Origin of the sequence: Prevotella sp. P6B1, assembly GCF_000702825.1 — a bacterium.
In the GTDB taxonomy this organism is placed as follows: Bacteria; Bacteroidota; Bacteroidia; order Bacteroidales; family Bacteroidaceae; genus Prevotella.
Window position 1 is genome coordinate 254311 of the sequence record NZ_JNKF01000013.1, and the last position, 13318, is coordinate 267628.

Consider the following 13318-nt stretch of genomic DNA (forward strand, 5'->3'; position numbering starts at 1 on the left):
TTATGTTATTATTGATTACTTTTCTCATCCTTCACAATGCGTTGACGATTGAACCACATCATGGCTGCAGTAAAGAGGGTAAGCACACCCATACCAATCCACTGCAGATTATTGACGCACTTGTAGATGGTCCAGCCAAACAGGCTTGAGGCAAAGTCGAGCGCACCTGCCTCGAAGCCCTCAGGAATCTTGGCGGCGCTATCGCCAGTCTGCTCAAACACGGTGTGGGCGGCCTGAGTGAAAGCCGGTGCCATATCGGTTACAAACCACAGGCCGATGGCCAAAGCCACCAAACCTACGATAAACGTCTTAACCACATTACCCTTGGTGTAAGGCAGCACCATCACAAACACATAAAACATACCAGCCAACGAGGCCAATGGCAGGAACTCGTTACCTGGCAGGATAACAGCCAAGCCCAAGGTTACAGGTATCAACAGCAGCGATACTACCAGCGTAGTGGGATGGCCTATCACCAAAGCAGGCGACATACCAATATATACTTTCTTACCATTGAACTTCTTCTTCACCACCTCCTGAGTCTTCTCAGAGATAGGCATCAAGCCATCGATAAACAGCTTGGTGATACGTGGGATAAGCTCCATCACAGCACCCATAGTAACACCCAGGAACAGGATCTTCTTAATATCCAACTGAGCCAGCGCACCAATCAGCGCACCTACGATAACACCCAATACCAGAGGCTCGCCCAGCACACCAAACTTCTTCTTCAAGCCCTCGGCATCGATATCCAGCTTCGAGAAACCAGGAATCATATCCAAGCCCTTATTGATGAGCATGGCAAACGGGGTGAAACTCTGCACAAAAGGCTGTGGGATAGAAATACCTTCCATACCCTCGTAATAGCCCTGGAACTTAGGCGCTGTAAGGTCGGCCATTACCAGTGTGTTGATGTAGCAGACGATAGCGGCGAAATAGCCCCATGCCAGACTCTGATCCATCACGAAATAGGCAACGGCACCGATAAAGGCAAAATGCCAGTAGTTCCACAGGTCGATATTAACGGTGCGGGTGGTTTTGGTGATGAGCATGAGGAAGTTTACACCCAGACAGATGGGGATAATCAATGCCCCCACAGCTGTATTGTAAGCCACAGCTGCGGCAGCTGGCCATCCCATGTCGAACACGCCTAACTGAAGATGATACAACCTTGAAATTTCTGACAAGGGATCACCAAAATTATTGGTCAGCAGGGCGGTCACAATGCCCAGACCTACGAAACCAACACCAACATAAAGTCCTGATTTTAAAGACTTCCCGAACTTCAGCCCAATACAAAGACCAATAATGGTAAAAAGAATAGGCATCATTACCGATGCGCCCAGGCTGATAATGTAACTGAATACTTGCTCCATTTGTTTTTAGTAAATTTTGGTGCAAAGATACACATTTTTGCCGAACCAATCTACAATGTTTGCGTTTTTTTTACTCAAACGTTAACGTAAATCTCCTCCACCCTCGTCATTAGGTATCACAATGAAGAATCGTGAGCCTTTAACGTATTCACTGTCAAGTTTCAGATCACCTCCCAACATCCGGACCATCCGCCGGCATACTGGCAAGCCAAGTCCTAACCCCTCACCGAAAACGTCGAGCTTAGAAAAACTCAGGAAAATCTTTTCACGATCTGACTCGCTGATGCCAGGACCTGTATCTTCAATGACAAACGCCAACTTAATGCCGCTCACGATCACCTCCAACTTTACATAGCCCTCGGTCGTGAACTTCTTGGCGTTGAAAAGCAGCTCATTGATGGCCTTCATCAGGAAATCCCGATTGGTCTTAACGGTAAAAGTATCAAGTACTCTGACATCAGTAATCAAATCAACGGTGTGCGGAGGGTGCGAGGCATAAATCTGAGCGATTTCCTCTACCATATCATGGATATTCACACGTTCGTTGGTCTTGATTTTCACACCCTTTTCTGAATTGGCCGCCACCATCAGCATATTGGTCATTCGGCTGATGCTAATCGCATTATTCTGCATCGTCTCAATGATATCCTGAATTTCCTCTGGTGGTATCGACTCGTAATCGTCGCGCAGCACTTGTGTAAAACCATTGATGATATTCAACGGTGTACGAATCTGGTGAGCAATATCCAACAAGAACTCGTTTTTCCTTTCATCAGCCTCACGAGCAAGATTGCTGGCCTCTTTCAGTTCACGGTTCATCTCTTCGGTTTCCTCATTCACACGTTGCAGGTTCGTTATATGATAATACAACGCAAGTTGCATCTCGGCAAAATTATTCTGCAAACGCCCGATTACATCCCTACGATGACTGAAATCTATTGGCTCATTATAATGGCCATGGGTGATATAGCTCAGTTGCTCGGTCAACTGCCTCAGCGGTCTCACCATGTGAGTCATTACGTTCAGACAGAAAGCCAAAATCACTAAAAGCCCGAACACCAATAACGGAATCAAGATATAAATCAGCTTGGTATAGCCTGCAAGAATATCACTTTCGTATACAACTAAAGCAATGCTCCAAGCAGCTCGTTTCAGAGGTTGGTACAGTACCACACAACGCTGACCATCGATCTTCACATTAAAGATACCTTTCTTGCCAGCTATCATCTCATGGCCTAAAGCGATGATATCCTGTTGCGTATTCACATCGGCATCAGAGAAAATAGAATGACGCAACACCTTGGTTGAGTCGGGATGAATAAAGTACTGCCCATCTGCACCCAGCATGATACTATACGAATGAGCATAAGGCTTGAACTCAGATATCACACTCGACAACCAAGGCATCGACAGGTCGGTAGAAATCACACCCACCATTTTCTGATTGGTATACAAAGGTACGCAATACGAAACAATCATATCGGAATACGATTGTGATACCGTTCCATCAATGTATTCAGAATAGGCCTCTACCCAACAGTCTTTGCCTAATGTGGCAGGAGTTTTATACCACGACTTGTCAAAATAGTCGTAAGGATCCTCTATCTTAGCTACCACCGTATCGCCCTTATGATAGGCATAAACAGAGAAATAGCGACCTTTTTGAGGGAAATAATCAGGAACGGTGGCAATAGAACATCCATCGAAATTGGGATTCATCGTTACAATACGGCGTACGTAGCTCAAAAGCGAATCAGGCTGAATGAATTCCAACAGATGCCACTGAGCCGAATAGGTAGAGGCTTCTACTTCATTCATCAGTCCGTCAACACGTTGTGTCATATTGTCAAGCTCCAATTCGGCACGAGCTATCGCCTCCTGTCTCACCAGCTGACGGGAGCGCATGAAAAGTACACCCAGCGAGAGGAAAAACACCACGATTAAGAACAACATGATGCCCAAACTCAACTTCAACGAGAGGTCCCGATTTATACGCCTGATAAGTGTATTCATGACTTTTCCTCCTGTTTTTGCGTTGACACTTCGAGCACTCTTTCAAGCAGATTGGTGATGATACGCGAGGTGGCATCCATCTGGTTTGACATCTCGACAATCTGCCCATGCTCCATCTCCTGATGATGCGCGGCCAGAGTATTCACCATCTTAGAGATCTCCATCACCGGCTCGTTCATCTGGTCGGTCATATTCTGTAAGAAGGCTATCTTTATTCGTTCAGCCTCCATAATATGATCATTAGCCTCATTCAAGGCTTTATTCTGCTGGTTCAATTGCTCTTTCTGCTGATCTATCTGAGACAAATGCTTCTTAATTGAAAGTTGCATCGCAGCAAAACTGTTAGTCAGGCTTCCCACCTCGTCCTTTCGCCAACTCTGTGCAACAATGGAATTATAATGACCGCGTTTCATACGTTTGGCCGATCTTTCAAGCACACGCAACGGGTTTAGTTGACGGTGGATAAAGAAGAAACAGAAGGCTACAATCGTTAGAATTGCTACGAACACAATGACTCCCATCAGCGAAATCAAATGGTTGTAATGCCCCATAATCTCCTCTTCCGGGCATACAATATTAATTGCCCACTCCGTATCTCCATAGGGCTTATACACCACAAAACTTGTATTACCCCTAAAATCAATCAGTGCATGACCTCTCTCGCCACCCAGCATTTTATAGACCAGATAGCTGTATTGGTTTTCAGGAAACATATCCATCATCCTAAACATAGCACGAGGTTTCAGCAACGTGGTATCTGGGTGAATGATAAATGCACCATTCTTCGTCACCATCGAACCGTACATCGTTGAACTAGGACGTTTCGAATCTACCGCCCTTGTCAACCAATAGAGTGATATATCGATGGCAAACACACCTACTGTCTTCCCCTTCATCTTCAATGGAATAGCGTAGCTGATAATCGGCTCGCCATCCGTACGATAGTCTTCCTTAGGATCCGACCAATAGTCGCTATCCTTTTGTTTGGTTTCATCATACCAAGGCTGGTGCATATATGATTCACCAGCAAACTGATTGCTTTTCACGATTTTGCCACGATTTCTGTGATAATATATCATAAAATCGCCTTGCTGATCAGGATAAGTGCCTGGTTCGAATGCTGCAGCTACACCAATAATATCAGGCATATTATCCAAAACATGAAGTACGTGATGCTCCACCTCGCGTGGATCATCAAGACATTGTTCTATAGTCCAGTGTGCCTGTTTGGCGATGACTTCTTTCTCGTGGAGTGTGTTTCCAATGGTTATCTCAAACTTATCAAGTACATCCTCAGCCTTTCCTAACGACTCCTCTCTCACAGCCTCCCGCGCATAATAGAACATCAGCGAGAAGGTTGCCAAGAACAACATGGCAACAAACATTCCCAACCACATACTAAGTTTAGCAGAGAACGAACTGAGTAATATATATAGTACTTTCTTAGGTTTCATTCGTTACATCATTCTGCTGCAAATATACAAAAAAATTACGAATGACCAAATATTTTACACTTTTTTTTGCTGACACGCAAAAAAAGGAGCCTGCGACTCAAGCGCAGGCTCCTTCATTTTTATTTAACAAAGTACTTTCTTTGTCTTTATTTAAAGGTTGAAATAGAGACCAAAGGTGAGGTTGTTACCATCGAGGTCTAAACCAAACTTGCTGGTGTTGTTCTTCTCGCCTTCTGGATTGAGCACATTATAACCCAAGAAGCCGAAGTGAGATACAAAGCTAACCTTCTCTGAAAGTGCAACTGCCAGACCTGGCTTCAAACCTACATTGAACGCTGTCCAATCAGCCTTAGAAGCAGTCGTGAAACCAAAGCCACCGTCAACAAAGAAATTAACCTTACCACACTTAGCGAAAGTGTAACGAGCATAAGGAGCGATAGTGAAAGCATTCTCACTCACACCTTCTACACCAGCCCACTTATCACTCTCGTAACCGATAACAGTACCTACAGCCCAAGCATCGTTGATGTTGTAACCGATTTCAGGCAAAATCTTGAAAGTAGTCTCACTCTTGTCACCAGCATTCTTCTGGCTATTCCAAGCGTTGATACCAAAGCTACCACCTACATAAACCTGAGCACTCATGGCAGTTGCAACGAAAGCAGCTGCGATAGTCATTAAAATCTTTTTCATAATTCAATTCTTTTTTTGTTAAACATCGACATTTGGTCCTTAACAGACCGCCTGCCATTATCCTAAATGCGGTGCAAAGATAAGCAGAAAAACCCAAAGGCATTTAATAAGTTTTCGAAATTTACAGTTTTTAACCAAATCCTTGATTAAAGTCATTAAATCGTCAAAAATCGGACATTCGTTGTAACTTTTTCAAAAAAAGCAAATTCCAGCAACTCTTACGAGTTACTGGAATTCTATGAATTTTAGTAAAAACTCAAGATTAGATACCAGCAGCAGCAATCCACTCGTAAACGCAGCTTGCTACACCGAACAAGGCGATACCTGCCGTGCAGATGGCCAGGGCCATCTTGGTGTTAGCATCGCTCTGGAATGTGGGCAGTGGACTGTCGGTCTTGGTGATGTACATGGCCTTGACAATGAGCAGATAGTAGTAAAGTGATACTACGGTGTTAACCAAGGCGATAAATACCACGCCATAGGCCATGGGCTCGCCATTCTGCACACCAGCCATGAACACGAAGAACTTTGAGAACATACCTGCAAATGGTGGGATACCAGCCAACGAGAACAAAGCCAGCGTCATGAGGAACGAGAGCTTGGGGTTGGTCTGATAGAATCCGTTGTAGGCAGCCATATCGGTACGGCCACCATTATTCTGCTCAACCACGTTAATCACGGTGAATACAGCCATGTTAGCTACGATGTAAACCAGCACATAGTAAGTCAGTGCGGCTACGCCCAACTGACCATTGCCAACTACTGCCAGCATGATATAACCGGCCTGAGAGATTGAGCTGAACGCCATGAAACGCTTGAGCTCGCTCTGACGGATGGCAAACAGGTTGGCTACTGTGATTGACAGTACAATAACGATATAAAGCAGGTAGTTCCAGTACTCAACCATAGGGCCGAAGGCTTTCATCAGGATGGTGCACAGTGTGATGGCGGCAGCACCCTTAGAGATAACGCTCAGGTATCCGGTTACTGGAGTTGGAGCACCCTGATAGGTGTCGGCTGTCCAGAAGTGGAAAGGAACCAGCGAAATCTTGAAGCCAAGACCACTGAAGAAGAATACCAGCCCCATAATGCACAGAGGTGAGTTGCTGATAGCCTGAGCCACATCGTCGAAGTACAGAGTACCTGTAGCAGCATAGATGAACGAGATACCGAACAGCATCACGCCGCTTGAGAATGTAGCTACAAGGATATACTTAGCAGCACCCTCGGCCGAATCCTTGCGATGACGGTCGAAAGCCACCAGACATGCCAGAGGCACTGAGGCCATCTCAAGTCCAAGGAAGAACATGAGGAACGAGCCAGATGACATCATCATGAACATACCCAACAGGGTACTCAGAATCAGCATATAGAACTCGCCAGCAAGGCGCTTCTGGCTCTCAACCCACTTCTGGGCCATAATAACTACGACCAATGTACCGAAGGTAAGGATCGCCTTCATCACATTGATGGCTGGTGTGACTACATACAGTCCACCAAAAGCACTGATGGGCTCTGGATGGTTTGAAGCAGCTAAGACACATGTACCCAGCACGATAACCAGTGGACCCGCCAAAGCAGAACCAAGGATATTTGTTTTCGACTCGCTCTTAAACAGACAGAAGTCAGCAAAGAACGCGATAATCAACGTTATAACCAGAAATACCTCTGGCGTCATCTGTAAGAAATCAGAATAATTCATATCTTTTCTACCTCCTTACTTTACATTACACCAATTGACTCCAAGATTGTACCTGCTGCAGGCGAAATCATATCGCTTACCCAGAATGGGAACGAACCCAGACCGGCCACACAGAAAATCAGGCAGATAACAGCCACGCGCTCATCCCATGTAGCATCGGTGAGCTCGAGGAAGTGCTTGTTCTCTACCTCGCCATACAGAATCTTACCAACAACACGCAAAATGTAAACCGCTGTTACAACGATACTCATACATGCGATGATGGTAGCAACCATACGGAACGAAGTATTGGGATCGCCACTGAGTGGGTGAGCACCGAACGAACCAACGAAGATAGTCATCTCAGCAATGAAGCCAGAGAAACCAGGCAAACCGAGGTTAGCCAAACCGGCAATCACATAACCAACAGCCAGGAAAGGCATAATCTTCATCAGACCTGCCAGTTCGCGGATGTCACGAGTATGTGTACGACCGTAGATCATACCGATGAGGGCGAAGAACAAGGCTGTCATCAGACCGTGTGAGAGCATCTGCAGTACAGCACCGGTCACAGCTGTCTGACTCATCATGAGCAGAGCAAACAATACCAGTCCGCAGTGAGAAACCGATGAGTAAGCATTGATATACTTCAGGTCGGTCTGTACACAAGCACTCAGAGCACCGTAAACTACTGAGATAGTAGTGAGGATGAGGAAGATCCATGACAGATCCTGAGCAGCCTCAGGGAGCAGGTACATAGCTACGCGGAAGCAGCCGTAACCTCCCAGCTTCATCAGCACACCAGCGTGCAGCATTGATACGGCTGTAGGCGCAGATGCGTGACCATCAGGGCTCCATGTGTGGAATGGGAACAGCGCACCCAGCACACCGAATCCGATGAAGATGAATGGGAAGAAGATATTCTGGATGTGTCCAGGAATACAGTGGTTAGCTGCAATGGTAGTGAGCTCGAATGTATAGTTACCGCTGTAGATACCGTTGAAGTAGTAGATACCCAGCAATCCAAGGATGAGCAGGGCCGAACCTCCCATCAGCATCAGAGTAAGCTTCATGGCCGAGTACTCCTTGCGGCCAGAACCCCACACGCCGATGAGCAGGTACATAGGAATCAGAGCTACCTCGTAGAACATGAACATGGTGAACAGGTCGGTAGAGATAAAGAAGCCGAACACACCTGTAGAAAGCAGGGTGAACCAAAGGAAGTACTCCTTGGTGAGTGGCTTGAGCTGCCAAGAGGCAAATGTACCGGTGAACACAATGATGCTTGACAGCAGCAGCATGACAACAGAAATACCATCGACACCTACGCTGTAAGCAATGTTCAGAGGCTTGAACCAAGGCGTGCTATAAGTAAGCAGCATCTCAGCGGTGTTACCAGCTGCACGCTCCTGGATGAAATAGATGGTCAACCAAATAGAGAGGGCCAGCAGACACGAAGCTCCCGTTACCATCACACCACGCACCTGATTCAGGCTCTTTGAAAGCCAAAGACCCAGCAGCATCAGGGCGGGAATTATTACGAAAACACTTAATATACTCATATCTTTAGATGCATAAAAGGATTAATGTCAAAGCAACTGAACCCGTAATGAACCAAACGGCATACTGGCGAACATCGCCACTCTGCCAGCTACGGATACTCTCACCAGCCTCGTTAGCACCCCAAGCCAGGAAGTTAAAGGTACCATCAACAACATGACGGTCGAACCAGGCAATAGGTGTAGATACCAGACGGAAGATGATGCGATGTGTAACATACTGCCAGATCTCGTCTTGATAGAAACGCTTGTAGGCTGCACGATGCAGCTTGGGGAAGGTTGCATACAGACGGTCGGCAATAGGCTGCTGCTCACCTTTATAGATATAGGTGGCCAGACAGATGCTCAGGATCGCAATCACAGTAGAGGTAGCAGCAATCTGCATGTTGAAGTGGATGGTGTAATCGGTACCAGCAGCACTTACGAAGCTACCGAACGAACCGCCCCACTCAGCAAAACCTGCAATAGTAGTGTAAACACCCACACCAACGGTGATCACTGTCAACACAATCAAAGGGATGGTCATGGTGAGCGGAGCCTCGTGTGGTGTATGGTGCTCGTGAGCCTCCTTATTCTCAGTACCCCAGAAGATACCGTAGTACAAACGGAACATGTAGAAGGCTGTCATGGCAGCGATGCCTGTCATAATCCAACCTACCACCGGACTGTACTCCATGCAGGCAGTGATAATCTCATCCTTTGAGCTGAAGCCCGAGAAGAAGGGGATACCAGCGATGGCCAGACATGAAATCAGGAAGGTGATATGTGTGATAGGCATATACTTGCGCAAGCCACCCATCAAAGCCATCTCGTTGCTGTGCACAGCGTGGATGATACATCCGGCACCCAGGAACAAGCAAGCCTTGAACATGGCATGGGTAAATAGGTGGAACATACCAGCCATATAACCCAGCTGAGCGTGGTTGTCGAGGATAGCACCATGATGTCCGGGCAGTGATACACCCAGAGCCACCATCATGAAGGCAATCTGCGAGATGGTCGAGAAGGCCAGCACACGCTTGATATCGCTCTGGGCACAAGCCACAGCAGCTGCATAGAAAGCGGTGATCACACCCACCCAAACCACAATGCTCATAGCCTGTGGGGCGTACTCAATCCACAAGGGGAACATACGTGCGATCTGGAACACACCAGCTACAACCATGGTAGCAGCGTGAATCAGAGCCGATACAGGTGTAGGGCCCTCCATGGCATCGGGCAGCCAGATGTGCAGTGGGAACATAGCACTCTTACCGGCACCACCGATAAACATCAGTACCAGTGCAGTAGGAATGATGAAACCACCGGCAGCCACAGCCTTAGCCAGGTTACCCTCGATGAAAGGTGTGGTACCCTGGCCCATCACGATGTCGCCAGCAAAGTTAAAGCTGAACGAATCAACAAAGTAACCGAATGTCAGGATACCTACCAGGAAGAACATATCGGCAAAGCGGGTCACGATGAATGCCTTCTTTGAGGCAGCGATAGCGGGCTTCAAAGGATAATAGAAGCCGATGAGCAGGTATGAGCTGACACCTACCAACTCCCAGAACATGTACATCTGGAAGATGTTGGTGGCCAGTACCAGACCCAGCATCGACATCGTAAACAGTGAGAGGAATGCGTAGTAACGCTGGAATCCCTTCTCGCCATGCATATAGCCAAATGAGTAGATATGAACCATCAGTGATACAGTCGAGATCACAATCAGCATCATCACACTGATAGGATCCAACAGGATACCGAGGTCAAAATGCAGGTTACCCAGAGGCAACCAGGTGAAGTTATACGGAACAAAGGTCTGATAAACACCATTCACACGGTCCAGTCCGAAGAAGTACTGGAAAGCGGTGATATAAGAGAGTATCGTAACCATTCCCAATGAGCAGGTACCGATCAGTCCGGCCACCTTATGTTGCATCTTCATGCCAGCCAGTCCAAGAACAATGAACGACAGCAGCGGCAGAAGCATGATAAATATTGTGTAACTAAACATAATTATCAATTTTCAATTATCAATTTTCAATTACTACTTATCGTTTCATATTCTTGATAGCCTCAACGCTGTCGCTCTTGAACTTGCGATACACGTTGATGATAATGGCGATGGCAACTGCACTCTCGGCAGCAGCTACACCAATCACGAAGAGTGTCATGAACATGCCCTCCATACCGTTTGGATAAAGCAAACGGTTGATGGCGGCAAAGTTGATATCAACGGCGTTGAGTACCAGCTCAACCGAGATGAGCATGGCAATCAGGTTGCGACGCGTGGTGAAACCATATACACCGATAAAGAACAACAGGGCACTCAGTGCGAAATAACATTCTACTGGAATCATGCTTTATCCTCCTTTCTTGCTACAACCAAGCCACCGATGATACATGCCAGCAGGAATACTGAGATGAACTCGAAAGGCAGTACATACTGATATTTACCCGAACCAACGAGAGCAGTACCGATTTCCTTCATAGGTACCTCTACGCCGGCAATCTCCTGTGTATAGAAACCAGTCTTAAGCAGAATCAGGCCTACTACCACCAGTCCGGCCAAAGCAGCCAGGGCGCCAGTAATCATCTTGCTACTCTTAACTCGCTCCTCCAAACCCTGAAGGGTACGCTTGCTTACCAACTGGATGGCAAACACATAGATCATCGTAACGCCACCGGCATATACGCTAATCTGAGCGGCTCCAAGGAAGGTGTAATCCAGCAGGAAGTAGATGCCTGCTACACCAAAGAGCACAAACAACATGAATGTTGCGGCTCGCATAATCTTCGTCGTGGTCACACACATCAGTGCCGAAGCAATGATGAATACCGCGAGAATGATAAACATAACTGTATTACCCATAATGCGTTACTTGGTTTTAGTGTTAAACTTACCGACCTGCCATTCGGCACCACCCTCAATCAGATTGGGCAGCGAGCCACCAGCGTAAACCTCCTCGTTCAGGTGCAGTACCAGACGAGAACGGTCAAACACAGCGTTCTCAAAGTCGTTTGTAAACTCGATGGCGTCGAAGTTGCAGGCATTGGTACACAACTGGCAGAACATACAGTCGCCCAGGTCGTACGCGTAATCATCCAGCACCTTCTTTTTCTTACCTGTCTCAGGATCCTCGGCCATGTGGGCAGTAATCTTGATGGTTCCGTTAGGACAGGCCTTTTCGCACAATGTGCAAGCAGTACACTTGTAGCTGCCATCCTCGTTGCGCTTAAAGGTCAAGCGACCACGGTGACGCTTTGATACGTGCAGTGTAGTCTTGCGGTTTTCGGGATACTGCTCTGTCGACTTATTGGTGAAGAAATCCTTGAAATACTCCTTCCAAGTAATCTTCATACCTGTAGCCAAAGTCTTCAGACCGTGTCCGATTTCTCCGAAATATGTTTTGTTATCTTCCATTGCTATACCTTATTTAATATATAGGCCCAGGGCCACAACAACAGTCATAATTACCAGGTTGATAAGTCCCAGAGGCATCAAGTACTTCCACTCCAGCTTCAGGATCTGGTCGATACGCAGACGTGGGAAAGTCCACTTCACCCACATCAGCAACCATACCACCAGCAGGGTCTTGCCAAAGAACCATACGATACCGGGGATATAGTTCATTACTGTATCAAAGGCATCCACACCAATGTTGATAGGCGCCCAACCACCCAGGAATACAGCCGAAGCCAGTCCTGCGATGATAAACAGGTTCAGGAACTCAGCCAGGTAGAAGAAACCAAAGCCCATACCCGAGTACTCAGTGTGGTGACCGGCAGTCAACTCACTCTCAGCCTCAGCCATATCAAACGGGCCACGGTTAGCCTCGGCATTACCTGCAATCAGGAACACCACAAAGGCGATGATAGCAGGGATATGCCCCTGGAAAATTAACCACTTAAAGGCACCTGTCTGAGCCTCCACGATACCACTCATCTGCATGGTACCTGTCAGGATCACAGCAGTAATCAGGCAGAGGCAGAGCGACATCTCATACGAGATCATCTGAACAGCAGCACGCATGGCCGAAACCACCGAGTACTTGTTGTTCGAACCCCAACCAGCCAGGAAGATACCTACCACACCAATCGATGAGATGGCTGTTACCAGGAAGATTCCTACATTAAAGTCAAGCACATTGGCACCATTGTTCCAAGGCAGGAAGCTGAATGTACCTACCGAAGCAATGATTACCAGCAGTGGAGCTACAGCATACAGCAGCTTATCGGCACGATCCACGAAGAAGATCTCCTTCACGAGCATCTTCAGTACATCGGCAAAAATCTGCAGGGTACCATGGAAACCTACACGGGTAGGTCCCAGTCGGCACTGGAAATAAGCGCATACCCAGCGCTCCATCATAATCATCAGCATGGCAATCAGCGCATATCCAGCCAGGATACCAGCGCCAACCAGCACGCATTCAATCAATATCGACCAGAAATCTCCCAAGCCGAGTGTATCGCGCAGGAGAGCGTCGAACCATGTTGTAAATATAGAAAAGTCAAACATAATCTTTACTTTTTACATTTTTACATTATTACATTTCG

At 47.0% G+C, this 13318-nt stretch carries 11 protein-coding genes; all 11 read right to left on the bottom strand.

Annotated features, from left to right (window positions below; genetic code table 11):
• Nucleotides 1-8: 8 nt before the first annotated feature.
• Nucleotides 9-1376 carry a PTS galactitol transporter subunit IIC gene (locus T495_RS0110355; protein WP_028903157.1) on the bottom strand — a complete coding sequence of 456 codons (1368 nt, stop codon included), beginning with the start codon at nucleotides 1374-1376 and terminating at the stop codon, nucleotides 9-11.
• Between the two features lie 81 nt (nucleotides 1377-1457).
• On the bottom strand, nucleotides 1458-3389 hold the full coding sequence (locus tag T495_RS0110360; protein ID WP_081832092.1) for an ATP-binding protein: 1932 nt from the start codon (nucleotides 3387-3389) through the stop codon (nucleotides 1458-1460).
• Nucleotides 3386-4843 carry a methyl-accepting chemotaxis protein gene (locus T495_RS0110365; protein WP_033148606.1) on the bottom strand — a complete coding sequence of 486 codons (1458 nt, stop codon included), beginning with the start codon at nucleotides 4841-4843 and terminating at the stop codon, nucleotides 3386-3388. Before T495_RS0110365 ends, T495_RS0110360 begins: the two co-directional genes overlap by 4 nt.
• 150 nt (nucleotides 4844-4993) lie before the next feature.
• Entirely contained in the window at nucleotides 4994-5536 is a 543-nt protein-coding gene (locus T495_RS0110370) for an outer membrane beta-barrel protein (RefSeq protein WP_033148607.1), read from the bottom strand.
• Between the two features lie 262 nt (nucleotides 5537-5798).
• A complete protein-coding gene (locus T495_RS0110375; RefSeq protein ID WP_033148608.1) occupies nucleotides 5799-7238 on the bottom strand; it encodes an NADH-quinone oxidoreductase subunit N in 1440 nt (479 codons plus the stop codon).
• Between the two features lie 20 nt (nucleotides 7239-7258).
• Complete coding sequence (locus T495_RS0110380) at nucleotides 7259-8779, bottom strand: NuoM family protein (protein WP_051651994.1); 1521 nt, start codon at nucleotides 8777-8779, stop codon at nucleotides 7259-7261.
• A 4-nt stretch (nucleotides 8780-8783) separates the two neighbouring features.
• The gene (gene nuoL, locus T495_RS0110385; protein ID WP_197018811.1) at nucleotides 8784-10772 is read right to left on the bottom strand and encodes an NADH-quinone oxidoreductase subunit L; all 1989 of its coding nucleotides are present in this window, start codon (nucleotides 10770-10772) and stop codon (nucleotides 8784-8786) included.
• Nucleotides 10773-10809: 37 nt separating this feature from the next.
• Nucleotides 10810-11118, bottom strand: a complete 309-nt coding sequence (nuoK, locus tag T495_RS0110390; RefSeq protein ID WP_028903150.1) for an NADH-quinone oxidoreductase subunit NuoK — start codon at nucleotides 11116-11118, stop codon at nucleotides 10810-10812.
• On the bottom strand, nucleotides 11115-11630 hold the full coding sequence (locus T495_RS0110395; RefSeq protein WP_013065044.1) for an NADH-quinone oxidoreductase subunit J: 516 nt from the start codon (nucleotides 11628-11630) through the stop codon (nucleotides 11115-11117). The genes nuoK and T495_RS0110395 overlap by 4 nt, the downstream gene beginning before the upstream one ends.
• A 6-nt stretch (nucleotides 11631-11636) precedes the next feature.
• Nucleotides 11637-12182 carry a 4Fe-4S dicluster domain-containing protein gene (locus tag T495_RS0110400; protein WP_013064037.1) on the bottom strand — a complete coding sequence of 182 codons (546 nt, stop codon included), beginning with the start codon at nucleotides 12180-12182 and terminating at the stop codon, nucleotides 11637-11639.
• Nucleotides 12183-12191: 9 nt separating this feature from the next.
• Entirely contained in the window at nucleotides 12192-13280 is a 1089-nt protein-coding gene (gene nuoH / locus T495_RS0110405) for an NADH-quinone oxidoreductase subunit NuoH (RefSeq protein WP_033148610.1), read from the bottom strand.
• Nucleotides 13281-13318: the final 38 nt, after the last annotated feature.